General features: G+C 70.0%; 21 protein-coding genes. 6 read left to right on the top strand and 15 right to left on the bottom strand.

Annotated elements, in window-relative coordinates; genetic code table 11:
* From ybeY to hrcA, 6 genes are all read right to left on the bottom strand, one after another.
* Complete coding sequence (ybeY, locus tag LQ757_RS06740; RefSeq protein ID WP_231046465.1) at positions 1 to 462, bottom strand: rRNA maturation RNase YbeY; 462 nt, start codon at positions 460 to 462, stop codon at positions 1 to 3.
* Positions 459 to 1,478 (bottom strand): PhoH family protein, encoded by a 1,020-nt coding sequence (locus LQ757_RS06735; protein WP_231047311.1) that lies wholly within the window; start codon positions 1,476 to 1,478, stop codon positions 459 to 461. The genes ybeY and LQ757_RS06735 overlap by 4 nt, the downstream gene beginning before the upstream one ends.
* 67 nt (positions 1,479 to 1,545) lie before the next feature.
* Positions 1,546 to 1,908: an HIT domain-containing protein gene (locus LQ757_RS06730; RefSeq protein ID WP_231046464.1), complete on the bottom strand. Its 363-nt coding sequence runs from the start codon at positions 1,906 to 1,908 to the stop codon at positions 1,546 to 1,548.
* Between the two features lie 24 nt (positions 1,909 to 1,932).
* Positions 1,933 to 2,667, bottom strand: coding sequence for a 16S rRNA (uracil(1498)-N(3))-methyltransferase (locus LQ757_RS06725; RefSeq protein WP_231046463.1), 735 nt, complete (start codon positions 2,665 to 2,667; stop codon positions 1,933 to 1,935).
* Between the two features lie 12 nt (positions 2,668 to 2,679).
* On the bottom strand, positions 2,680 to 3,777 hold the full coding sequence (gene dnaJ, locus LQ757_RS06720; protein WP_231046462.1) for a molecular chaperone DnaJ: 1,098 nt from the start codon (positions 3,775 to 3,777) through the stop codon (positions 2,680 to 2,682).
* 56 nt (positions 3,778 to 3,833) lie between these two features.
* The gene (gene hrcA / locus LQ757_RS06715; RefSeq protein ID WP_231046461.1) at positions 3,834 to 4,856 is read right to left on the bottom strand and encodes a heat-inducible transcriptional repressor HrcA; all 1,023 of its coding nucleotides are present in this window, start codon (positions 4,854 to 4,856) and stop codon (positions 3,834 to 3,836) included.
* A 197-nt stretch (positions 4,857 to 5,053) separates the two neighbouring features.
* On the opposite strand from hrcA, the gene LQ757_RS06710 reads away from it, so the two are divergent.
* On the top strand, positions 5,054 to 5,425 hold the full coding sequence (locus LQ757_RS06710) for a DUF4870 domain-containing protein (protein ID WP_231046460.1): 372 nt from the start codon (positions 5,054 to 5,056) through the stop codon (positions 5,423 to 5,425).
* A 101-nt stretch (positions 5,426 to 5,526) separates the two neighbouring features.
* Positions 5,527 to 5,931: a DUF4870 domain-containing protein gene (locus LQ757_RS06705; RefSeq protein ID WP_231046459.1), complete on the top strand. Its 405-nt coding sequence runs from the start codon at positions 5,527 to 5,529 to the stop codon at positions 5,929 to 5,931.
* Positions 5,932 to 5,961: 30 nt separating this feature from the next.
* Here the strand turns inward: LQ757_RS06705 and hemW are convergent, their stop codons facing one another.
* Genes hemW through lepA form a run of 3 tightly spaced genes read right to left on the bottom strand, consistent with a single transcriptional unit; the run spans position 5,962 to position 9,719 of the window.
* Positions 5,962 to 7,200: a radical SAM family heme chaperone HemW gene (gene hemW, locus LQ757_RS06700; protein WP_231046458.1), complete on the bottom strand. Its 1,239-nt coding sequence runs from the start codon at positions 7,198 to 7,200 to the stop codon at positions 5,962 to 5,964.
* Between the two features lie 2 nt (positions 7,201 to 7,202).
* Entirely contained in the window at positions 7,203 to 7,853 is a 651-nt protein-coding gene (locus tag LQ757_RS06695; RefSeq protein ID WP_231046457.1) for a DUF1990 domain-containing protein, read from the bottom strand.
* Between the two features lie 6 nt (positions 7,854 to 7,859).
* Positions 7,860 to 9,719 carry a translation elongation factor 4 gene (gene lepA / locus LQ757_RS06690; RefSeq protein WP_231046456.1) on the bottom strand — a complete coding sequence of 620 codons (1,860 nt, stop codon included), beginning with the start codon at positions 9,717 to 9,719 and terminating at the stop codon, positions 7,860 to 7,862.
* A gap of 81 nt (positions 9,720 to 9,800) precedes the next feature.
* Here lepA and LQ757_RS06685 point away from each other — a divergent pair, with 81 nt between their 5' ends.
* The 4 genes from LQ757_RS06685 to rpsT all read left to right on the top strand — a co-directional run bounded on the left by LQ757_RS06685 (position 9,801) and on the right by rpsT (position 12,826).
* The gene (locus LQ757_RS06685) at positions 9,801 to 11,033 is read left to right on the top strand and encodes a sensor histidine kinase (protein WP_231046455.1); all 1,233 of its coding nucleotides are present in this window, start codon (positions 9,801 to 9,803) and stop codon (positions 11,031 to 11,033) included.
* Entirely contained in the window at positions 11,030 to 11,653 is a 624-nt protein-coding gene (locus LQ757_RS06680) for a response regulator (protein ID WP_231046454.1), read from the top strand. Before LQ757_RS06685 ends, LQ757_RS06680 begins: the two co-directional genes overlap by 4 nt.
* Positions 11,654 to 11,656: 3 nt before the next feature.
* Positions 11,657 to 12,448, top strand: a complete 792-nt coding sequence (locus LQ757_RS06675; RefSeq protein ID WP_231046453.1) for an alpha/beta fold hydrolase — start codon at positions 11,657 to 11,659, stop codon at positions 12,446 to 12,448.
* A 117-nt stretch (positions 12,449 to 12,565) separates the two neighbouring features.
* Complete coding sequence (rpsT, locus tag LQ757_RS06670; RefSeq protein WP_231046452.1) at positions 12,566 to 12,826, top strand: 30S ribosomal protein S20; 261 nt, start codon at positions 12,566 to 12,568, stop codon at positions 12,824 to 12,826.
* Positions 12,827 to 13,292: 466 nt separating this feature from the next.
* Here rpsT and holA read toward each other — a convergent pair whose 3' ends face one another.
* From holA to LQ757_RS06640, 6 genes are all read right to left on the bottom strand, one after another.
* Positions 13,293 to 14,318, bottom strand: coding sequence for a DNA polymerase III subunit delta (gene holA / locus LQ757_RS06665; protein WP_231046451.1), 1,026 nt, complete (start codon positions 14,316 to 14,318; stop codon positions 13,293 to 13,295).
* Positions 14,319 to 14,341: 23 nt separating this feature from the next.
* Positions 14,342 to 16,765 carry a ComEC/Rec2 family competence protein gene (locus LQ757_RS06660; protein WP_231046450.1) on the bottom strand — a complete coding sequence of 808 codons (2,424 nt, stop codon included), beginning with the start codon at positions 16,763 to 16,765 and terminating at the stop codon, positions 14,342 to 14,344.
* Entirely contained in the window at positions 16,765 to 17,448 is a 684-nt protein-coding gene (locus LQ757_RS06655) for a ComEA family DNA-binding protein (RefSeq protein ID WP_231046449.1), read from the bottom strand. Before LQ757_RS06655 ends, LQ757_RS06660 begins: the two co-directional genes overlap by 1 nt.
* Positions 17,449 to 17,598: 150 nt before the next feature.
* Positions 17,599 to 20,172 (bottom strand): leucine--tRNA ligase, encoded by a 2,574-nt coding sequence (gene leuS, locus LQ757_RS06650; protein WP_231046448.1) that lies wholly within the window; start codon positions 20,170 to 20,172, stop codon positions 17,599 to 17,601.
* Between the two features lie 84 nt (positions 20,173 to 20,256).
* The gene (gene pabB / locus LQ757_RS06645) at positions 20,257 to 21,714 is read right to left on the bottom strand and encodes an aminodeoxychorismate synthase component I (RefSeq protein ID WP_231046447.1); all 1,458 of its coding nucleotides are present in this window, start codon (positions 21,712 to 21,714) and stop codon (positions 20,257 to 20,259) included.
* A gap of 67 nt (positions 21,715 to 21,781) precedes the next feature.
* A complete protein-coding gene (locus tag LQ757_RS06640; RefSeq protein WP_231046446.1) occupies positions 21,782 to 23,320 on the bottom strand; it encodes a M20/M25/M40 family metallo-hydrolase in 1,539 nt (512 codons plus the stop codon).
* Between the last annotated feature and the right edge of the window lie 52 nt (positions 23,321 to 23,372).

Raw genomic sequence — 23,372 nt, 5'->3', positions numbered from 1 at the left:
TCAGCGGCGGCGCTCCTGCATCGAGAATCCGACGAGGATGTCGCGCTGGATGCCGAACATCTCTTTCTCCTCATCGGGCTCGGCGTGGTCGAATCCGAGCAGGTGGAGGATTCCATGCGTCGTCAGCAGCAGCAGTTCATCGATGAGCGGATGTCCCGCGGTGCGGGCCTGCGCCTCGGCGACCTGCGGGCACAGGACGACGTCGCCGAGCAGCCCCGCCGGCGTGGGCTGGTCTTCGGTGCCGGGGCGCAGCTCGTCCATCGGGAAGCTCAGCACGTCGGTCGGGCCCGGCTCGTCCATCCACTGCACGTGGAGCTGCTCCATGGCGCCCTCGTCGACGAGCACGATCGCGAGCTCGGCGTCGGGGTGCACGTGCATCGCGTCGAGTGCGTAGACCGCGAGCCTCTGGATGGCCGCCTCGTCGACCTCGATGGCCGATTCGTTGTTGATCTCGATGCTCACGACTTGCCCTTCCTCGGCAGGTGGTCTCGGGGTCCGGCGTGGCCGCGGCGCTCGGCGCGATTGGCGAACTCGCGAGCCTGCTCGCGCTCGAACCGCTGCGCCTGGGTGCGCTGGTCGTACTCGGTGTACGCGTCGACGATGCGGCCGACGAGCGAGTGCCGCACGACGTCGTCGCTCGTGAGCCGCGTGAAGTTGATGTCGTCGACGTGGTCGAGGATTCGGGTGACGAGCCGCAGGCCGCTCGCCCCGCCGGGCAGGTCGATCTGCGTGATGTCGCCAGTGACCACCATCTTCGAGCCGAACCCGAGGCGTGTGAGGAACATCTTCATCTGCTCGGGGGTGGTGTTCTGCGCCTCGTCGAGCACGACGAACGAGTCGTTCAACGTCCGGCCCCGCATGTACGCCAGCGGGGCGACCTCGACGGTGCCCGAGGCGAGCAGCTTCGGCACGAGCTCGGGGTCCATCATCTCGTTGAGCGCGTCGTACAGCGGCCGCAGGTACGGGTCGATCTTGTCGGTGAGGGTACCCGGCAGGAACCCGAGTCGCTCGCCCGCCTCGACCGCCGGACGCGTCAGGATGATGCGGCTCACCTCTTTGCGCTGCAGGGCCTGCACGGCCTTCGCCATGGCGAGGTACGTCTTGCCGGTGCCTGCCGGGCCGATGCCGAACACGATGGTGAACTCGTCGATGGCGTCGACGTATGCTCGCTGGCCCTCGGTCTTCGGCCGGATGGACTTGCCGCGGCTCGAGACGATCACCTGCCCGAGCAGTTCCGACGGCTTCGCATTGGGGTCGGCTTCGAGCATGCGTGCCGAGCTCCTCACTTCGGTAGGGGTTGGGTCTTGGCCGGAGCGCACGAGCTCGAGGAGCTCTTCGATGAGGCGACGAACCCGCAGCCGCGATTCGGCATCGCCGCGGATGGCGATCTCGTTGCTGCGCACGTGGACCTCGACGCCCGGGTACTCGTGTTGGATCGACGTGAGCAGCCTGTCCTGCGGACCGAGCAGGCGCACCATGGCGATGCCGTCGATGCGCAGTCGCTCTTCGTCGGGGGACGGCGACTCGGCAGGCTGACCGACCTGTTCAGGCTCGGGCAAGCGTGGCCTCCTCGAGACCGCCGGCGAGCAGGTGCGCGTGCACGTGAAAGATCGTCTGCCCGGCGCCTTCGCCCGTGTTGAAGACGAGTCGGAACTGGCCGTCGGCGAGCTCGGACGCGATCGAGCGGGACACCTCGACTAGTTCGGCCAGCAGTGCGGGGTCGCCGGCGGCGAGCTCGACGACGTCGCGATACTCGCCCGACTTCGGGGTCACGACCACGTGTACCGGCGCCTTCGGCGCGATGTCGTGGAATGCGATCACGCGGTCGGTCTCGGCGACGATGCGCGCGGGGATCTCACGAGCGGCGATGCGTTCGAAGAGGGTCGGCTCGGCGCGGGAGTCGGTCATCACACCATCGTAGCGACGGATGCCTCACCACCGCCCGAGTCGCGCGTTCAGCACGGCGATCGCCGCCGGACCGGCTGTCGAAGTGCGAAGCACGGATGACCCGAGCCTCACCGATTCCGCACCGGCCGCGGTGAGTCGCTCGAGCTCGGCCGGGGCGATCCCGCCCTCGGGACCGACGACGAGCGCGAGGTCGCGCCCATCGGGCTCGATCTCGGTGAGCGGGGTCGTGGCGGTGGGCTCGAGGAGGAGCATCCGCATGCCCGCAAGGCGGCCGGGCAACTCGCCGGTCGTCGCGATCGGCTCGACCGGCGGCAGCCAGGCCCGGATCGACTGCTTGACCGCCTCGCGCACGATCGCAGCCCAGCGCAGCCGGCCCTTGTCGGCCTTCGGCCCCTCCCAGCGCGAGACCGACCTGGCAGCGGCCCAGGGCACGATCGCGTCGACGCCCAGCTCGGTCGCCGCCTGCACCGCGAGTTCGTCGCGGTCGCCCTTCGCCAGTGCCTGCACGAGCGTGATGTGCGGCGACGGACGTTCTTCGACGAGCACCTCGTCGGCCTCGATCGCGAGATGCTTCGGGCCCGTCTCGGTGACGGTGCCGCGCACGAGGACCCCACGGCCGTCGCCGATCGAGAGGCGTTCGCCCGGGCGCACCCGCGAGACGGTCACCGCGTGCCGTGCTTCGTCGCCCGAGAGCTCGACGAGCGCTCCGGGCGCGAGTTCGAGCAGGTCGAGCGACTCGTCGAGGTAGAGGTGGCTCATCGCGACGCCGGGCTACCCGAGGAACCGATCGCGCAGGCGCGCGAAGATGCCCTGCTGGAAGTGGCTGAGCTCTGGCGCCGGCGACTTCTTCGACGAGGCGAACTGCTGGATGAGGTCGCGCTCCTTCGACGAGAGCTTGGTGGGCGTGATCACCTGGACGCCGATCTTCAGATCGCCGCGTCCGGTGCCACGGAGCTTCGTGACCCCGCGGTCGCGAACCGTGAGGATCTCGCCGCTCTGCACCCCGGGGCGCACCTCGACCGGGACATCGCCGTCGAGGGCGTGGATCGTGGCGGTGGTGCCGAGCACCGCGTCGGTCATTGCGACCTCAAGGGTGGCGAGCAGGTCGTCGCCGTTGCGGCTGAAGACCTCGTGGTTCTTGACCTTGATTTCGAGGTAGAGGTCGCCGTTCGGGCCGCCTGCCGGGCCCGCCTCGCCCGAACCCGGCATCTGCAGCCGCACGCCCGTGTCGACGCCCGCCGGGACGTCGACCGGTACGGTGCGGCGTGCGCGCACGCGGCCCTGGCCCTGGCACGTGATGCAGGGAGTGGCGATGATCGTGCCGTACCCGCGGCAGGTGCCGCAGGGGGTCGAGGTCATGACGTTGCCGAGCAGCGACCGGACCGAGCGCTGGATCGAGCCCGTGCCGCGGCAGATGTCGCACGTCACCGGCGAGGTGCCGGGCTGGCAGCACGACCCCTGGCAGGTGTCGCATCGCACGGCGGTGTCGACCTCGATGTCACGGTGCGTGCCGAAGATCACCTCGTCGAGGCCGACCTCGACGCGGATGAGCGCGTCCTGGCCCCGCTCACGGCGCGACCGCGGGCCGCGCGTCTGTTGTCCGGCGCCGAAGAACGTCTCGAAGATGTCGCCGAACCCGCCGAATCCCTGGCCGCCGAACCCACCCGGGCCGCCGAGGTCGTACTGCTCGCGCTGCTTCGGGTCGGACAGCACGTCGTAGGCGTGGGTCACCTCTTTGAAGCGCTCGGATGCCTCGGCACCCGGATTCACGTCGGGGTGGAGTTCGCGGGCGAGGCGACGGTACGCCTTCTTGATCTCGTCGGGGGTGGCGTCGCGTGAGACGCCGAGGACCTCGTAGTGGTCGGCCACGGAGGGCTTGTCCTTTCGGTTGCCGGATGCCGGTCGCGATGCGACGGGCGGCTGAGTCAGCTCTCGCCGAGGGTGCGGGAGAGGTAGCGGGCCACGGCGCGAACCGCGGCCATGCTGGTCGAGTAGTCCATGCGGGTGGGGCCGACGACGCCGAGACGCGAGATGTCGCGCCCCGGGATCTCGAAGGCGCTCGACACGATCGAGGTCTCACCGAGGCCGAACGCGGCGTTCTCGCGCCCGATGCGCACCGCGACCGCGTGCTCGTCGGCAGCCATCTCGCCGAACAGCTTCAGCAGCACGACCTGCTCTTCGATCGCCTCGATGACGCCGAGGATCGACCCCGCGAAGTCCTGCTCGGTGCGCACGAGGTTCGCGGCCCCCGCCACGACGAGCCGGTCGGTGCGCTGCACCCGCGCCTGCTCGGCGAGCGTCGCCGCGAGCGTGTGCAGCAGCGCCGCGTGTCGGCGGTCGGCCGCCTCGACCTCACCCGAGAGCAGCGTCACGGCCTCGATCATCGTCGATCCGGTGACGAGGTCGTTCAGCCGTGCGCGGAGCTCGCCGAGCGTCTCTTCGTCGACCGCGTGGTCGAGTTCGGCGAGCCGCTGCTCGACCTGGCCGGAGTCGGCGATCAGGATGCACAGCACGCGGGTCGGGGCGAGCGAGACGAGCTCGACATGCCGCACCCTGGCGCTCGAGAAGGTCGGGTACTGCACGACGGCGAGCTGCTTGGTGAGCTGGGCGATGAGTCTCACGGTGCGCGCGAGCAGTTCGTCGAGGTCGCTCGACTCGCCGAGGAAGGTCTCGATGGCGTGGCGCTGCGCTGCGGTGAGCGGCCGCACGTCGGTGAGCTGGTCGACGAAGACCCGATAGCCCTTGTCGGTGGGGATGCGGCCCGACGACGTGTGCGGCGCGGCGATCAGCTCCTCTTCTTCGAGGAGCGCCATGTCGTTGCGGATGGTCGCGGCGGAGACGCCGAATGAGTGCCGCTCGACGATCGTCTTGGAGCCGACGGGCTCACGCGAGGCGACGTAGTCCTGCACGATCGCGCGGAGCACTGCGAGACTGCGTTCCGATACCATGTCCCTCGCCTCCTTCACCGCGCTTAGCACTCGTCTTGTCTGACTGCTAATCATATCGTCACAACACTCGGTCCAGCCCGTTGCCAGCCGTGAGTCGGCTTCGCTAGCGTATGCATGTTCCGCGCGTCACCCCTCGGCTGCACCACCTGTCCCCGGCAGCCGCGGTTCACTCCGAACCCTTCCCGAAAGGCACGCACATGACCGACCCGAACGCCCAGTCCCCCGACGCGAACGTCCCGCCGACCCCGCTCTCGCACGAGCAGGACGTGCAGTGGGGCTCGTTCGCCCACCTCGGCGGCGTGCTCGGCTTCCTGCCGTCGCTCATCATCTGGCTCGTGTTCAAGGACCGCGGCTCGTTCACCGACACCGAGGCCAAAGAGGCGCTGAACTTCCAGATCACGATCGCCTTCGGCTACGTGCTCTCGTTCATCCTCCTCTTCGTCTTCATCGGCGCGCTGCTCTGGTGGGCGTTCTGGATCCTGAGCGTCGTCTTCTCGGTCATCGCGTTCCTTCGCGCGAAGGACGGCAACCACTACCGGTACCCGTTCGCGATCCGTCTCGTCAAGTAGGCGGGTTCGGCCGCGCCGCGAGATTCCCTCACCCGGCGCGGTCGTCTGTGCCAGCATGAAGACAACAGCCCGCTTTCGGGCGACGTCACCAAGGAGCCATCATGTCCGACGTACCTCCTCCTCCCCCGCCGCCGCAAGATCCGTACCAGCAGCCGCAGAACCCCTACCAGCAGCCGCAGCAGCTCAGCCCGGCCGATGAGAAGCTCTGGTCGACGCTCGTCCACGTGGGCGGCATCTTCTTCTACTTCGTCCCCGCACTGATCGCGTACCTGCTCCTGAAAGACAAGGGGCCGTTCGTCCGCGCCCACACGGCCACGGCGCTGAACTTCCAGATCACGATCGCGATCGCCCTGGTCGTGAGCTACGCGCTGATCGCCGTGTTCATCGGCATCCTGCTCGTGCTCGCGGTCGAGGTCGTGAAGATCGTGTTCTGCATCATCGCCGCGGTCAAGGCAAACCAGGGCCAGCCCTACACCTACCCGCTCGCGATCAAGTTCGTGAGCTGAGGCTCGATACGCGTCCGGCTCCGCCGGGCGCTACTCGACCGACGAATCGTCCAGCAGGCGCCGCACCACGGCGTCGGCGAGCAGCCGCCCTCTTCGAGTGAGCACCAGCCCACCCGAGAGGGCGGCTTTCGCGTCCACGAGCTCGTCGGCGATCAGGCCCGCCACGGCGTGCCGTCCGCCGGTGTGCAACGACTCGATGTCGATGCCCTCGCGGATGCGGGTGGCGAGCAGCACCCGCTCGATCTCGCGGGTCGGGGCATCGAGCACCTCGCGACCGACCGCTGGCGAGACTCCCGCGGTCACGCGGTCGGCATACGCAGAGGGGTGCTTGGCGTTCCACCAGCGCACCCCGCCGACGTGGCTGTGCGCGCCGGGGCCGACGCCCCACCAGTCGTCGCCCCGCCAGTAGCCGAGGTTGTGGCGCGAGCGATGCGAGTCGTCGGTGGCCCAGTTGCTGACCTCGTACCACTCGAAGCCCGCCCGACCGAGCAGGTCGTCGGCCAGTTCGTACATGTCGGCCTCGAGGTCATCCGACGGAGTCGCCAGCTCACCGCGCCGAATCTGGCGCGCGAGCTTGGTCCCCTCCTCGACGATGAGCGCGTACGCGCTCAGGTGGTCGGGCTGCTGCGCGATGGCGTGCTCGAGGCTCCGCCGCCAGTCGTCGAGCGACTCCCCCGGCGTGCCGTAGATGAGGTCGAGGCTCACGTCGAGTCCGGCGTCGCGCGCCCAGCCGACGACGAGCGGAATCCGCTCGGGGTCGTGCGTGCGGTCGAGCGCGGCGAGCACGTGCGGCACCGCCGACTGCATGCCGAACGAGACACGGGTGAGGCCGCCTTCGGCGAGTTCCACAAGATCTTCGGGACCGACCGAATCGGGATTGGCCTCAGTGGTCACCTCGGCACTGGCGGCGAGCCCGAACTCGTCGCGGACGGCGCCGAGCATCGCGACGAGATCGGATGCCGGCAGCAACGTGGGCGTGCCGCCGCCGAAGAACACCGTCTGCGCCGGCCGGGGCGGCAGGCCGGATGCCTCGAGCACGCGGCGCGACATCCGCACCTCGCTGATCGCGTGGCCCGCGTAGTCGGTCTGCCGCGCACCGCGCAGTTCGGCCGACGTGTAGGTGTTGAAGTCGCAATAGCCGCATCGCACGCGGCAGAACGGCACGTGCAGGTACACGCCGAACGCACGATGCGCCGCGCCGTCGGCGGCCGATGCGGGCAGGAGTCCGTCGGCGGGCGCCGGCTCCCCGAGCGGCAGTGCGGAGCCCATGTTCAGCTCGGGAACGCGGGATGCAGCGCGCGGAGCTCGCGCGTGGTGAGCTCGCGCCGCTTGCGCCGCTGACGCGGAGCAGCCAGGCGGCGGAGGCCGCCGCGAGCCCGGAGGAGCGACCGGATGGTGAGCCACACCGTGTCGTCGTCGCGGTGCTCGAGGATGAACGACTCCTCGCCGCTCTCGGGTCCCTCTGCGGTCGTGCCGTAGGCGAACCCGACGCGACCGGGCTCGTCGATCACGTACACGACGAGGACGGGGATGTCATGGCTGCGGAAGCGCCCCCGTCGGCGCAGCGTGGCGGCGACGCCGGCCGTGATGTACGGCGTGCCGTCACCACCGAAACGCTGAATCGCGTGGGGTGCCGGCTGTTCGGCCAACGGCGCTCCGTCGCCACCGTAGACGATGCCCGGGTATTGTGCGCCGGTACCCGCCGACACGTCGACGACCTCGAACCCGGCGCCCCGCTGGACGCCCCAGGTCATGAGCGACTCGGCTGCGCGCTCGAAACGCTCGGAGCCAGACCCGAGGCGCACCGAGTCCTCGGCCGGCCGGTAGCCCTCAGGCGGGTATCGCAGCAGGTCGGGAGCGAGGGTCGCCCCGATCGCCCCGTAGGTGACCGACTGGTCGGTGAATGTGCTTCGACGGGTCATCGGGATCTACTTCTTCTTCGCTTCCTTGCCCTCGGTGTCGCCCGAGAGCGCGGCGATGAACGCCTCTTGGGGGACCTCGACGCGGCCGACCATCTTCATGCGCTTCTTGCCCTCCTTCTGCTTCTCGAGCAGCTTGCGCTTGCGGCTGATGTCACCGCCGTAGCACTTCGCGAGCACGTCCTTGCGCATGGCGCGGATGGACTCGCGCGCGATGATGCGCGCACCGATCGCAGCCTGGATGGGCACCTCGAACTGCTGCCGCGGAATGAGTTCGCGCAGACGCCCGGTCATGAGCACGCCGTAGGCGTACGCCTTCTCGCGGTGGACGATCGCACTGAACGCGTCGACCTGCTCGCCCTGCAGCAGGATGTCGACCTTCACGAGGTCGGCGGCCTGATCGCCCGTGGGCTCGTAGTCGAGGCTCGCGTAGCCCGCCGTCTTCGACTTCAGCTGGTCGAAGAAGTCGAAGACGATCTCGCCGAGGGGCATGTTGTAGCGGATCTCGACGCGATCCTCGCCGAGGTACTCCATGCCGAGCAGCGTGCCTCGACGCGACTGGCAGAGCTCCATGATCGTGCCGACGTAGTCCTTCGGCGCGAGGATCGCGGCGCGCACCATGGGTTCGCGCACCTCCGCGATCTTGGCTCCCGTCGGGAACTCGCTCGGGTTCGTGACGGTGACGGTCTTCTTGTCTTCGGTCGTGACCTCGTAGACCACCGACGGTGCGGTGTTGATGATGTCGAGCCCGAACTCACGTCGCAGGCGCTCGGTGACGATCTCGAGATGGAGCAGCCCGAGGAATCCGGCGCGGAACCCGAAGCCGAGGGCGACCGAGGTCTCGGGCTCGTACACGAGCGCGGCATCGGAGAGCTTGAGCTTGTCGAGCGCCTCGCGAAGTTCGGGGTAGTCGCTGCCGTCGATCGGGTAGAGGCCCGAGAACACCATCGGCAGCGGCTCAGTGTAGCCCGCGAGCGGCTCGGTCGCCGACTTCGCCGCCGTCGTGACGGTGTCGCCGACCTTCGACTGCCGTACGTCTTTCACACCCGTGATGAGATAGCCGACCTCGCCGACTCCCAGCCCCTTCGTGGGCAGCGGCTCGGGCGCGCTGACGCCGATCTCGAGGATCTCGTGCGTCGCGCGAGTCGACATCATCTGGATGCGCTCGCGCGGGTTCAGCTTTCCGTCGATCATTCGCACGTAGGTGACGACGCCGCGATAGCTGTCGTACACCGAGTCGAAGATCATGGCCCGCGGCGGGGCATCCGCGACGCCTGTGGGAGCCGGGATGCGCTCGACGACCCGGTCGAGCAACTCTTCGACGCCAACGCCGGTCTTGCCCGAGACCTTCAGCACGTCGTCGGGCGAGCCGCCGATGAGGTCGGCGAGCTCCTTCGCGTACTTGTCGGGATCGGCGGCGGGCAGGTCGATCTTGTTCAGCACCGGGATGATCTCGAGGTCGTTCTCGAGCGCGAGGTAGAGGTTCGCGAGCGTCTGCGCCTCGATGCCCTGCGCGGCGTCGACGAGCAGGATCGCGCCTTCGCAGGCCGCGAGCGAGCGGGAGACCTCGTAACTGAAGTCGACGTGCCCCGGGGTGTCGATCATGTTGAGCGCATAGGACGTGTCGCCCAGCTGCCACGGCATGCGAACCGCCTGGCTCTTGATGGTGATGCCGCGCTCACGCTCGATGTCCATGCGATCGAGGTACTGCGCGCGCATGTCGCGGTCGCTCACGATACCGGTGATCTGCAGCATGCGGTCGGCGAGGGTCGACTTGCCGTGGTCGATGTGCGCGATGATGCAGAAGTTGCGGATCAAGGCAGGGTCGGTGGCGGCAGGCACCGGCGGGTTCACAGCTCGAGGGGACATCCTGTCGATTCTCCCATGAGTTGCGTTCCGACTTTCGACGGATGCCTCGCGCGAGGCGCCCCGGCTACGCTCGGAAGCATCATGACCGTCATCGAGCCCACCGATGAGCGCATCGCCGCTTCGGCCCTGCGTCCCGTGTTCACGGCGCTGCGGCTCGGCCTGCACCTGCTCGTCGTCGGGCTCACCCTCTTCGTGGTCGTTCGTGCGCTGATCGCCGACGACCCTTCAGAGGTGCCGATCACCGTGCTCGCGGTCGCGTTCCTCGCCTGCTACGGGGCCGGCATCGCCGCCGCCCGCCGCCACCTTCCCACCTGGGCGCGCGTGGTGTGGCTCGTCGCACTGCTCACCCTCTGGGTGGGGCTGTCGGCGCTGACCCCCGATGCCGCCTTCCTCGCGTTCCCGCTGTTCTTCCTCGAACTGCATGTGCTCGCCGCACCCATCGCGGTGCCGCTCGTCGTCGTGACGTTCGGGCTCTCGGTGTGGGGCACGGCCACGCACCTCGGTCTCGAGGTCGGATCCATCCTCGGGCCGCTCATCAGCGCGGGCGTCGCGATCGTCATCGGCCTGGGCTACCGAGCCATGTCGCAGGAGACCCACGAGCGGCAGGCGCTCATCCTCGACCTCGTCGCCACGCGCGAAGAGCTCGCGACGGCGAGCCGAGAAGCCGGAACCCGTGCCGAGCGCGAGCGACTCGCCCGCGAGATCCACGACACCGTCGCCCAGGGGCTCTCGAGCATCCAGATGTTGCTGCACGCGGCCGAGCGCGACGTGGTCGACGATCACGTACGCGAGAAACTGCGCCTCGCGCGCGAGACGGCCGCCGAGAACCTGAGCGAGACGCGGCGGTTCATCCGCGAGCTCACTCCCCCGGCGCTCGACGCGCAGACGTTGCCCGCAGCCCTCAGTCGTCTCGCTCGCGCGACGACGGAGCAGGCCGAACAGGCCGGGTCGCCGGTGCGGGTCGACTTCACCGTGAGCGGCGACGCCGTCGTGCTGCCGATGGCGACCGACGCGGCGATGCTGCGCATCGCGCAGGGATCGCTCGCGAACGTGTTGCAGCACGCCGACGCGACCGTTGCGTCCCTGACGCTCACCTACCTGGGCGACGAGGTCGCCCTCGACGTGGTCGACGACGGGGTCGGGTTCGATCCCGCGGTCACCGCGACGCGTGCCGCACTCGACGCCGAGATCGGCGACTTCGGGCTGCGGGCCATCCGTCGGCGGGCCGAGCAACTCGGCGGCACCCTCGAGCTCGAGACCGCGCCCGGCGAGGGCACGGCGTTGTCGGTGCGCATTCCGGTGGTGGCCCCGTGATCCGACTCCTCCTCACCGACGACGACCCGGTCGTGCGCGCCGGCATTCGTGCCCTGCTCGAGAGCGAGTCCGACCTCGAGGTCGTCGCCGAGGCCGCCACCGCCGAAGACGCCGTTCACCTCGCGCTGACCGCCGACGTCGATCTCGTGCTCATGGACCTGCAGTTCCCCGGCGCGCTGCAGGGCGCCGAGGCGACCCGGCGCATCCGCTCGCAGGCGGGCGCGCCGCGGGTGCTCGTGCTCACCAACTACGACACCGATGCCGACATCCTCGGCGCGATCGAAGCGGGCGCGAGCGGATATCTGCTCAAGGATGCCCCGCCGGCCGACCTCATCGCGGCCGTGCGCGCCTCGGCCGTCGGCGAGTCGGCCCTCGCGCCCGGCGTCTCGTCGCGGCTCGATGCCTCGCGTGCCTCGAGCGAGCGCCTCACGGCCCGCGAAGCCGAGGTGCTCTCGCTCGTGGCCGAGGGTCGCACGAACCGCGACATCGGGCGCGCGCTCTTCCTCAGTGAGGCGACGGTGAAGTCGCATCTCGTGCACATCTTCACGAAGCTCGGCGTCGGCTCGCGGACCGCAGCGGTCGCGAGGGCCCGCGAACTGGGCGCGATCAGGGCGGGCTGACGGATGTCCCGCGCCCGCGTCGTCCTCGTGCACGGCCTGCGCACCTCCGCGACGATGTGGCGTCGACAACTCGCGGGGCTCGCCCAGCACGACATCGACGCCGTCGCGATCGACCTGCCTGGCCACGGCTCGCGCATCGGCGAGCCGTTCACGCTCGACGCGGCGATGCGCGCCCTGGGCGACGCGCTGCCAGCCCGCGACGCCGCGGGGCAGTCGCCTGGGTCGCCCACGCCGACATCGACACCGACAGTGCTCGTCGGCCTGAGCCTGGGCGGCTACCTCGCCGTCGAGTTCGCGGCGAGCCATCCGGGTCGAATCGACGGACTGGTGGCCGCCTCCTGCGGCGCACGCCCCAGAGGGGCCGGACTCGCCGGCTATCGGCGCCTCGCCGCGCTCATCGGCCGGCTGCCCGACCGCGGCAGGGCGATGAACGACGCGATGGTGCGGCTCTTCCTTCGGGGCGACGCGGTCGACGACGTCCTCGCGGGAGGCGTGGCCCTCGACGTGATGGCACCTGCGCTCCTCGCCGTCGGGGAACTCGATCCCGAGGCGGCGCTCGCCCGCATCGACGTACCGGTGTGGTTCGTGAACGGCCGGTTCGACCATTTCCGCTTCGAGGAGCGTCGCATGCTTCGCGCCACACCGAACGGCCGACTGGTCGTCGTTCCCGGGGCCACCCACCTGGTCAGCCTCGCCCGCCCCGATGACTTCACTGCCGCCGTGCTCGGCGCGGTCGCCGAACTCGAGGCCCGAGCGGCACACCGACGCCGACGCTTTGGCACGGCCACGGCCTAGCTGGTATCGTTGCCTGTTGGCTTCCGTGTGGGTCCCACCCCGCACGATTCGCCGGCGAGGCCCCTCTACCTACGTCCGGCACATCCGCTACCCACACGACAACGAAAGACGAACCACGTGGCAAACATCAAGTCGCAGATCAAGCGCATCCGCACCAACCGCAAGGCCGAAGAGCGCAACAAGGCCGTGAAGAGCGAGCTCAAGACCGTCGTCCGCGCAGCCCGCGAGGCCATCGCCGCCGGCGACAAGCAGAAGGCCACCGACGCCGTGCGCGTCGCGTCGCGCAAGCTCGACAAGGCCGTGTCGAAGGGTGTCATCCACCAGAACCAGGCCGCGAACCGCAAGTCGGCGATCGCGAAGCAGGCTGCCGCACTCTGAGTTCCGCAGCATCGAACGAGGGCCCCGCTTCGGCGGGGCCTTCGTCGTCTGCGGGGTGAGAGGGAGGCCGCCCACGCCGTAACCCGCCCTCGACCTCGACTCCCGAGAGTGCACTCCACGCCCGCCCTCGGGGCGGAATGTGCACTCTCGAGGAATGGGTAACCGACGGACTCTGCCTCCGGTGACCCCGAGAGTGCACTCCACGCCCGCCCTCGGGCGGAATGTGCACTCTCGACGAATGGGTAACCGACGGAACCTGCCTCCGGTGACCCCGAGAGTGCACTTCGCGCCCTCCCTGGGGCGGAATGTGCACTCTCGACGAATGGGTAACCGACGGAATCTGCCTCCGGCGACCCCGAACGTGCACTCCACGCCCTTCGCGCGGCGAGCACTGCACTCTCGAGGAATCGGCCGCGCTGAGTGCAGTCGAGCCGAGGCGGCGCACCGAGGGATCCCGGAAGTGCGGCTACGGCCGCCCGCGTGCCGCGATGACGCCGACGAGCCGCTCGAGCGCGAACACCGGATCGCGCTCGGCGCCCTTGACCGCCGCGTCGGTCGCCGCGAGCGCTTCGATCGCGACGCCGAGACCGGCATCGGTCCAGCCGGCGAGGTCGCGCCGGGCACGGTCGACCTGCCATGGGGCGAGGCCGAGCGAAGACGCCAGTTGCGCCCCGCCTCCGCGTGCGCCCGAGACCTTGGCCATCGTGCGAACCTTCATTGCGAAGGCCGCGACCATGGGGACGGGGTCGGCGCCGCTGTCGAGCGCGTGCCGGAGCGCGATGAGCGCCTCGCCGTAGCGGCCGGCGATCGCCGCATCGGCGACGGCGAACGCGTTGGTCTCGACCTGCCCGCCGTAGTACTTCGCCACGACCGCTTCGGAGATGTCGCCCGGACTGTCGGCGATCAGTTGCCGGCACGCCGCCGAGAGCTCGCGCAGGTCGTCGCTGAACGCCGCGACGAGCGCCCGGAGCGCACCCGGGCTGATCTTCCGCCCGGCCGCACGGAACTCGGCGACCGCGAAGTCCTGCTTGTCGGCGTCGCGCTTGAGTTCGGCACAGGCGATCTCGATGCCCGCGCCCGTGCCGGCACGGATTGCGTCGAGGAGCTTCTTGCCACGCTGCCCGCCGCGATGGCGCAGTACGAGCGTCGTGGCCTCGGCGGTCTGGTCGAGGTAGTCGAGCGCGTCGAGCAGGAAGTCGTCGCTCGACTTCTCGACACCACTCACCCGGATGAGCCTGGGCTCGCCGAACAGCGACGGGCTCGCGAGCGTCAGGAGCTCGCCGCGCCGATAGCCGTCGGCCTCGAGGTCGCTCACCTCGAGCGATGGGTCTTCGGTGCGGAGGAAGTCTCGCAGCATGGTGATGGCACGTTCGGCCAGTACGTCTTCGGGACCGGTCACGAGCACGATCGGCGCCGGCCGCACCGCATTCCACGCCAATTGCGGGATCGCCGCCTTCGACCGAGCCGAAGCCGCCCCTGCGCGTGCTGCCACCGTGCCTCCGTTCCGCGTCAAGTCTACGGTCGGGCACCGACGCGATCGACGGCACGCTCCGTCCAGAGCGAGAACCCGGCATCGCCCGCTGTCAACAGCGCGGTGCCCGAGCGATCGGTTCGCACGGCCGCGGTGCCTGCACGCTCGAGGAGCTCGAGGAGCCGGTCGGTCGGATGCCCGTACCCGTTCTCGGCGCCCACGCCGATGATGCCGACCGGAGCGCTCAGCTGCGAGTAGAGCTCCTCGCTCTGGTCGGCCGAGCCGTGGTGGGCCACTTTCACGACATCGACGGCGCCGATCGGAGCGGCCGCGAGCAGGCGACGCTGCGCACCCTCGCCGAGGTCGCCCAGGAAGACGCCGCGGTAGTGGGGCGTCTCGACGTCGAGCACGACGCTCGCGTCATTGCCGGGAGCGGCGCCCGGCTCGGGCCAGAGCACCCGCCAGCGTGCCTCGCCCAGGACCCCTCGGTCGCCGGCGGTCACCTCGACGAGTTCGGCTCCACCCGCGATCAAGGGGTCACGTGCCCGGCTCGACCGCTCCGCGTCGAGCGGACCGTGGATGACCGTGTCGACGCGTCCGACGACGGCGGATGTCCCGCCCGCATGATCGGCATCCCAGTGCGTCAGCACGAGCAGGTCGATGCGGTCGATCGACAGGAAGTCGAGACACCGGCGAAGCGCCGACGGATCGGGACCCGTATCGATGAGCGCCGTCGCCTCACCGGAGCGCAGCAGCACCGCATCGCCTTGGCCGATGTCGCACGCCGCGAGATCCCACGACCCGGGTCGCAACGCCCTGCCGAGCGTCGGCGCGCCGACGCTGATCCCGACGGGTACGGCGACCGCAACCAGCAGGAGCGCCACCGCCCCGGCACGCAGGCGCGGCCGCGGTGAGCGATCGAAGACGAGCCAGAGCGCGATCGCGGTGCACGCGACGAGCAGCACCGCGCCCGCGGCATCCGGTATCCAGGGCAGGCGCCCGAACGGGAGTGCGGCGCCGGCGTGGGCGACGAGCGCGATCCAGGCCGCCGGCATCCACGCGATCTGGAGGAACGCGAAACCCACCGAGGGCAGCAGCGGCAACAGCAGGCATCCGATCAGGCCGGCGATGGTGCCGACAGGCGCTGCGGGAGCGGCGAGCAGGTTCGCAGGCACGCCGTAGAGTGCGAGCGCAGGGTCGAGCAGGATCAGCACCGGCTGGCAGGCGAGCTGCGCCGCGAGGGGCACCCCGAGCACGATCGCGAGCGGCGTCGGCATCACCCGCGCCATGACGCGCGCCAACGGGCCGGCCAGCAGCAGCAATCCGGCGGTCGCACACACCGAGAGCGCGAATCCGTAGTCGCGCGAGTACCACGGGTCGACACACAGCAGCACGATGACCGCGACCGCGAGAGCGGCGACCCCACCGCCCGGCCGACCCCGAGCGAGTGCGATCAGCACCACGACCGCCATCGCTCCCGCCCTCACCACACTCGACTCGGGTGTCACGAGCACGATGAACCCGACGAGTGCGACAAGCGCCACCAGCACGCGCGCGCCGCGCGCGAGCCCGGCGGCCGCCGCGAGTGCGAACGCGGCAGCGGTGACGATGGCGCAGTTGGCTCCCGAAACGGCGGTCAGGTGGCTCAGCGAGCTCGCCTTCATCGCCTCGTCGAGGGCGTCGCCGACGGCGCTCGTGTCGCCGATCGCGAGCCCGGGCACGAGCGCTCCCCCATCGCCGCCGAGCGTCGCGGCCGCCTCGCCGAACTCCGTGCGCAGGGCACCGCTCCACGCAAGCCAGAACGGCGGCGCGGAGACATGCACGTCACCTGCGACGCGCAGGCGGAACGCCGCGGCCTCGACCGCGGGCATCGTGGCGGCGTTCGCGTCGAACGACAGCGTCGTGCCGAGCTGCAGCTTCGACGGAGCGACGTCGATCGTCGCCGTGACGGGAACCGACGCGACCCCGACGCCATCGACGGCGATCACCCTGCCCTCCACCCGCTGCGGCAGACCGGCCGCCGCGCCGGAATCCCCACCGTCGAACCAGGGCGCCGACATCGCCCGCGGGGCGCCCGTGAGCTCGACGACGACGCCCACCGTGGTGCCGCTCGATGCGGCCTCGGCAAGGGGCGAATGAGAACGCGCCTCGAGCGCGACTCCCGCGGCGGTCGTCACGACACCGGTCGCGGCGAGTGCGACCAGGCCGACCGCGCACGCCCGCACCGCGGCGCGCAACCCGCGGCTCCCCCTGCCCTCGGGTGGGGCGGCCTGCCCGAGCCGCGCAGACGCCGCGAGCCTCGCGCCCCGCACCTGCAGCACCACGAGCACCACCAGGGTCGCCACCGCGGCAGCCCAGACGGTCGTGACCGCCGGCCACGCCGGGATGCCCGCATCGGGCGCCGCGACCGTGAGCCACGCGCCGGCCCATGCCGCGATCGCCGGTGCGACGAGCCTGAGGTCGGGCATCAGGGAGCGACCTTGTCGGCGAGGCCCGCGAACACCGCGTCGCCGATGCCCGCCACATCGAGCAGCTGTTCGACGCTCGTGAACGGCCCGTTGGCGTCACGCCAGTCGATGATGCGCTGCGCGAGTGCCGGCCCGATGCGCGGCAGCGTGTCGAGCTCGGCGACGTCGGCCGTGTTGAGGTGCACGAGCCCGTCGCCAGCCGGTGCACCGGCGCTCGCACCTCCACCGACGGCTCCGGGCGGTGCGACCGCGCCGACGACCGGCACAACCAGCTGCTCGCCGTCGACGACGGGTCGAGCGAGGTTCACCCCGGCGGGGTCGGCCTCGGGCGTGAGTCCACCGGCCGCGGCGACGGCATCGACGACCCGGGCTCCCGCCTCGAGTTCGACGAGCCCCGGGCGAGACACCGCTCCGAGGACATGGACGAGCACCGGCGCACCGGTGATGGCGCCGTCATCCGAGGAGGCTTCAGCGTCGGCATCGCCGGGCTCGCCCGCGACGACCCCGCCGACCGCGCCCTGTGCACCACCGCCCGTCGCAGAGAACGACAGGATTGCGGCGATGGCCACGGCGCCGATGAAGAGTGCCACCGCCGCGCCGACCGTCACGCGGAGTCGTGGCGACGCTCGCCGCGAACCGGGATCGAGCGCACCCAACGGATCGGGGCCGGGGGCTGCGGGCATACCGGCACGCTATGTGCAGCACCGATCACCGCGGGCGTCGGTCACCGATCCGGTTGATCGATCCGTCGGCACATCCACTGTCGAGGACGAGTGGCGCCGCGACGAGGTCGAGTGCCACCGGCTCAGCGACGAGTGGCGCCGACGGCCGGCTCAGCCCCGGGTGGCGATGTTCACGAGACGAGGCGCGCGAACGATGACGTTCACGATCTCACGCTCGCCGACCGACCGTGCGACCGCGTCGGATGCCCGGGCAAGAGATTCGAGCTCGTCGGTCGAGATCTTCGGCGAGACCTCGAGACGGTCGCGCACCTTGCCGTCGACCTGCACGATGGCCGTGACCGAGTCCTCGACGAGGAGCGCGGGATCGGCCTTGCGCCACGGCACGAGCGCGACCGTCGGCTCGTAGCCGAGTCGCTGCCACATGTCTTCGGCCGTGTAGGGCGCGAACAGGTCGAGGATCATCGCCGTCACCTCGGCTGCCTCGCGCACGGCGGCGTCGCCCGCGCCGGCTCCGGAGTCGATCGTCTTGCGCGTCGCGTTGACGAGTTCCATGAGTCGTGCGACGACGACGTTGAACTTGAACGCCTCGACGAGACCTGGCGCGTCGGCGAGCAGGCGATGCGTGACGCGGCGCAGTGCTGCGTCGCCGGACTTCCACTCGACATCGGGTGACGAGCTCACCTCACCCGAGATGCGCCACGCGCGGGCGAGGAATTTCGCGGCGCCCACCGGCGAGACATCCGCCCAGTCGATGTCGTCTTCGGGCGGACCGGCGAACGCGAGCGTCACTCGCAGCGCATCGGCACCGTGGGCCGACAACTCGCTCGCGAACTCGACGAGGTTGCCCTTCGACTTCGACATCTTCGCGCCGTCCATGATCACCATGCCCTGGTTGAGCAGCGACGTGAACGGCTCGGTGAAGCTCAGGTAGCCGAGGTCGAACAGCACCTTCGTGACGAAGCGCGAGTAGAGCAGGTGCAGGATTGCGTGCTCGACACCGCCGACGTACTGGTCGACGGGGGCCCACTTCTCGGCCTCGGCGACGTCGAACGCCATGGTGTCGTCGTTCGGGTTCAGGTACCGCAAGTAGTACCACGAGCTGTCGACGAACGTGTCCATCGTGTCGGAGTCACGCTGTGCCGCGCCGCCGCAGTTGGGGCATGCGACATTCACCCAGTCTTCGGCCGCGCCGAGCGGGCTCGACCCCTTGGGCTTCAGGTCGAGTCCTGCGGCCTCGGGCAGCCGCACGGGCAGGTCGCTCTCGGGTACGGGCACCTCACCGCACTCGGCGCAGTGGATGATCGGGATCGGCGTGCCCCAGTAGCGCTGGCGCGAGATCAGCCAGTCGCGAAGGCGGAAGTTCTTCGCCGCACGCCCGAGCCCGCGCTGCTCGAGCACCTCGATGACGCGGCGGATGGCATTGGACTTCGAGAGCCCGTCGAGTGGGCCCGAGTTGATGAGGCGCCCCTCGCCGCCGAGCGCGATGCCCGTGGAGGCCGGGTCGAGCGGCGGCAGGTCGTCGGGCATGATCGCGTCGCCCTGCTCGTCGAGCTGGATCACGGGGATCACACCGGTGACCGGTGCGTTCGTGTCGACCACGACGCGAACCGGGAGATTGAACGCCCGGGCGAAGTCGAGGTCGCGCTGGTCGTGAGCGGGGACCGCCATGATGGCGCCGTGCCCGTACTCGGCCAGCACGTAGTCAGAAGCCCAGATCGGCAGGCGCTCGCCGTTCACGGGGTTGACCGCGTAGCGTTCGAGGAACACGCCGGTCTTCGGACGGTCTGTCGCGAGGCGCTCGATGTCGCTCTCGGCGCGCACCGAGTCGAGGTAATCGCCGAAGCGCTGCTGCACCTCGGCGGGTGCTCCGCCTGCGAGCTCTGCCGCGAGCTCGGAGTCGGGCGCGACGACCATGAACGTCGCACCGTAGAGGGTGTCGGGGCGCGTCGTGAAGACGCTGACCCGCTCGTCACGCCCTTCGATCTCGAAATCGACGTCGGCGCCGGCCGACCGCCCGATCCAGTTGCGCTGCATCGACAGCACCTTGCCGGGCCAGGCGCCTTCGAGCTGGTTGAGGTCGTCGAGCAGGCGGTCGGCGTAGTCGGTGACGCGGAAGTACCACTGCGTAAGGGCCTTCTTCGTGACGACGAAGCCGCATCGTTCGCAGTGACCGTCGATGACCTGCTCGTTCGCGAGCACCGTCTGGTCGTTCGGGCACCAGTTGACCTGACCCGCCTTGCGATAGGCGATGCCCTTCTCGTAGAGCTTCAGGAACAGCCACTGGTTCCACTTGTAGTACTCGGGGTCGCTCGTGTGCAGCTCGCGGCTCCAGTCGAACGACGGCGCGTACTGGCGGAACGACCGCTTCTGCTGCTCGATGTTCTCGTAGGTCCATCCGCGCGGATCGATCCCCCGCTTGATCGCGGCGTTCTCGGCCGGAAGGCCGAATGAGTCCCAGCCGACGGGGTGCAGCACGTCGAAGCCCTGGTGGCGCCAGTACCGCGCGACTGTGTCGCCGTAGCCGAACGCCTCGGCGTGTCCCATGTGCAGGTCACCCGAGGGGTAGGGGAACATGTCGAGGATGTACTTGCGCGGCCGCGTGTCGCCCGACAACCCGGCGCGGAACGGCGCGAGCTCGTCCCACACGGGAAGCCACTTCGCCTGGAGCTCGGCGAAGTCGTACGCGCCGTTCTCGGCGGGTGCAGGGTCGTGATCGTGTGCCACGTGACTCTCAATCGTGTGTCGGCGGGAGCGTCGCCCGAAGTTCAGGGCACGCCGCATCGCGGCGCGCTCGAACATCAAGCCTAGTCACTCATCGCCGGACGATGCCGCCCCGAGCACGGCGAGCAGTGCCCGTGCCTTCACCCGCGTCTCCTCGATCTCCTCGTCGGCATCGGAAAGCGCGGTGATGCCCCCGCCGGTGCCGATGCTCGCACCCGCGGGCGTCAGCACGATCGAACGGATGACCATGGCCAGGTCGGCGCTGCCGTCGAGGCCCACGCGTCCGAACGCGCCCGAGTACACGCCTCGCGGGCCCCGCTCGAGGTCGTGCAGGATCGACATCGCGCTGTGCTTGGGCGCGCCCGTCATCGAACCGGCGGGGAACGCCGCCCGCACGACGTCGAGCGCGGTCGTGGGCGGCGCGATGCGGGCGCGCACCGTCGAGACGAGTTGGTGCACGTGCGCGTACTCCTCGACCTCGAGCAAGCTCGGCACGCTGACGCTGCCCAACTCGGCGATCCGGCCGAGGTCGTTGCGCATGAGGTCGACGATCATGAGGTTCTCGGCGCGCTCCTTCTCGCTCGCGAGCAGTTCGGAGCGCAGCGCGCGATCGGTCGCCGGGTCGGGGCTGCGCGGCCGGGTGCCCTTCATCGGCTTGGTCGAGACGACGCCGTCGGGCTCGACGAGCAGGAACTGCTCGGGCGATGCGCTCAGCAGTGCGACGTCGCCGAATCGGATGAATCCGCCATGATGGCTCGGGCTCGAGGCGCGCATCGCGAGATAGGTCGACGCCGGATCGGGGTGGACGTCGACATCGATGCGGTTGGTGAGGCAGAGCTGGTAGGCGTCTCCGCGCACGATCGCGGCCTGGCACTCGGCGATGAGTTCGGCATATTGCTCAGGCTCATGCCGCCAGCGAACCAGCGGCGGATCGGCCGCCGGGCGCGCCGGCACGCCGAACGGCGACACGGATGTCCCGTGCGCCCGCTCGATCGTCGTCGCGAGCTCCACCGCCCACGCGTCGGTCTCCGCTCGCCTGTCCTCGTCCTCGTCCTCGATCCAGACGAGCCGCACCGATCGCGCCGCATGGTCGAACACGATCGCACGGTCGACGAACATCAGCGCCGCGTCGGGCGTCTCCGCCGGCGACGTCGCGACGCCGTCGAGGTGTGCGCCGAGCTCGTACCCGAACCAGCCGTACCAGCCGACGACGCCGCGGTCGTCGCCCGCTCCGGGATCGGCGCGAGGCTCCGACGTGAGCCGAACATCGCGCAATCCGTCGTCGAGCACCTCGAACACGGATCGGCTCGACGTCCGGCCGGCACCGTCGGGTGGGCATCGGCGCGTCACGGTGCCGGCGATCGCGTCGGCCGTCACGAGTTCGCTGCCGCCGTGACCGGCAGCCATGATGCTGACCCCCGCCGAGGCATCCGCACCGCCGTCGAGCCAGACGACGTGCGTGGCGTCGACGTATGCCGCGCGGAAGACGAGTTCGGGGTCGCACCACACCGGCAACAGGCGGGATCGCACGCGACGACGGGGCATCCCCTCAGCCTAGGACGCGAAGGGGTGGCACGGTCTCCCGCGCCACCCCTCGCTCACCGTGCGCGGATCAGCGCAGTGCCTGGTGACCCTTGAACGCCGGGTCGAACTGCACGCCCTTGCCGTTGCCCTTCGCCGTGCCGTTGACCGCGGAGGTCGTCTCGGCGAAGGTCAGGGTGGAGTGCGCGATCGCGTCGGCCATCAGGTCCAGCGTCTCGTCGTTGATGTTGTCGAACGTGTCGCACGCCGCGTGGTAGCACGGGTCGTACGGTTCGCCGGCCGTCCCCCCGAAGATCTCGGCCTGCTCCTCGGTCTTGATGCCCTCGGCACCGGTGAACAGCCCGCCCGCCGGGATGCCCGCCTCGATGAAGCCGAAGTAGTCGCTGCGGCCGTCGAAGTCGGTGGGCGCCGACGGCTCGTCCTGGCTGTCGAAGAAGTCGACGAAGACGTCCTCGATGACCGCGGAGCCGTTCGGTCCGGCAGTGCCGAGCGCGTCGCCGTCACCGTCGTAGACGAAGTTCACCGAGTTGAGCGATCCGACCATGTCGAAGTTGAGGTTCAGCGCGGTGCCCTTGATCTCGGCGGGCGTGAGCTGCGAGACGTAGAAGCTCGACCCGATGAGGCCGTCCTCCTCGCCGCTCCAGAACGCGAAACGCACCCGGTTCTCGGGATCGATCTCGAGATCGGCCATCGCCAGCGCCGTCTCGAGGATCGCGGCGGTGCCCGACCCGTTGTCGTTGATGCCGGGGCCCTCTGCGACGCCGTCGAGGTGTCCGCCGACGACGACCGTGCGGTCGGTGCGACCGGTCGGGGTGTCGGCGAGCAGGTTCTCAGTCGTGACCTGCACGACCTCGGCCTCGAGGTTGAGACGCATCTGCAGGCCGGGCGTGGTCGCCCATTCCTCGCCCAAAGCGAACGGCGCGCTCACCACCGGAATGTCGCGCACCGGCTCTCCCAGCGTGCCCCCGAACAGCCCGAAGCGGTCGTCACCGGGCACGTCGTTGCCCTGGTTGAACACGATGACGCCGGTTGCGCCGACCGCGGCCGCGTTGTCGGCCTTCACGGAGAAGTCGCACGAGCCTCGCTGGATGAGCGCGATGTCACCCGCCGGGAAGCCGGCGAAGTCGGCCGCCTCGCAGCCGCTCGTGGAGGCTCGGTCCCCGACGAGGTTCACGTCGACGGCGGTGACGGACGCGGTGGTGTCACCCTCGCCCGAGAAGTCCATCGGGAAGTAGTCGACGCCCAGCACGTAGACCGCGGGGTTCGGGCCGATCTGCTCGAGTGTCGAGTCGCCGAAGTCGGTGCGCTCGTACGAGAACTCCTGTCGCGTCGTGATGTACCCGGCTGCGTCGAGCAGGCCCTCGACGTAGTCGACGGAGGCGTCGTGTCCCGACGTGCCTGCGGCGCGGTTGTCGTTGTTCGCATCGGCGATGGCCTGGAACTCGGCGAGGTGCTGCGTGACGCCCTCGACGGTGACGGCGGCGCGAAGCGCCGAGGTGTCGGTTGCCACAGCGGCCTGTGCGGGCACGGCGATGGCGACTGCTCCGCACACGGCGGCGGCGACGAGCAGGGCACCGGCCCTCATCGTCGTTCGGGTTCGATGGTTCACAATTGCTCCTTCGTCGGAGGTTCTGTGCTCTCGGCGTCCGTGATCGGACACC

Source organism: Agromyces cavernae (assembly GCF_021044935.1).
GTDB lineage: Bacteria > Actinomycetota > Actinomycetes > Actinomycetales > Microbacteriaceae > Agromyces > Agromyces cavernae.
Note: the sequence above shows the minus strand (reverse complement) of the source record. Positions and strands in the feature narration are given on the sequence as shown.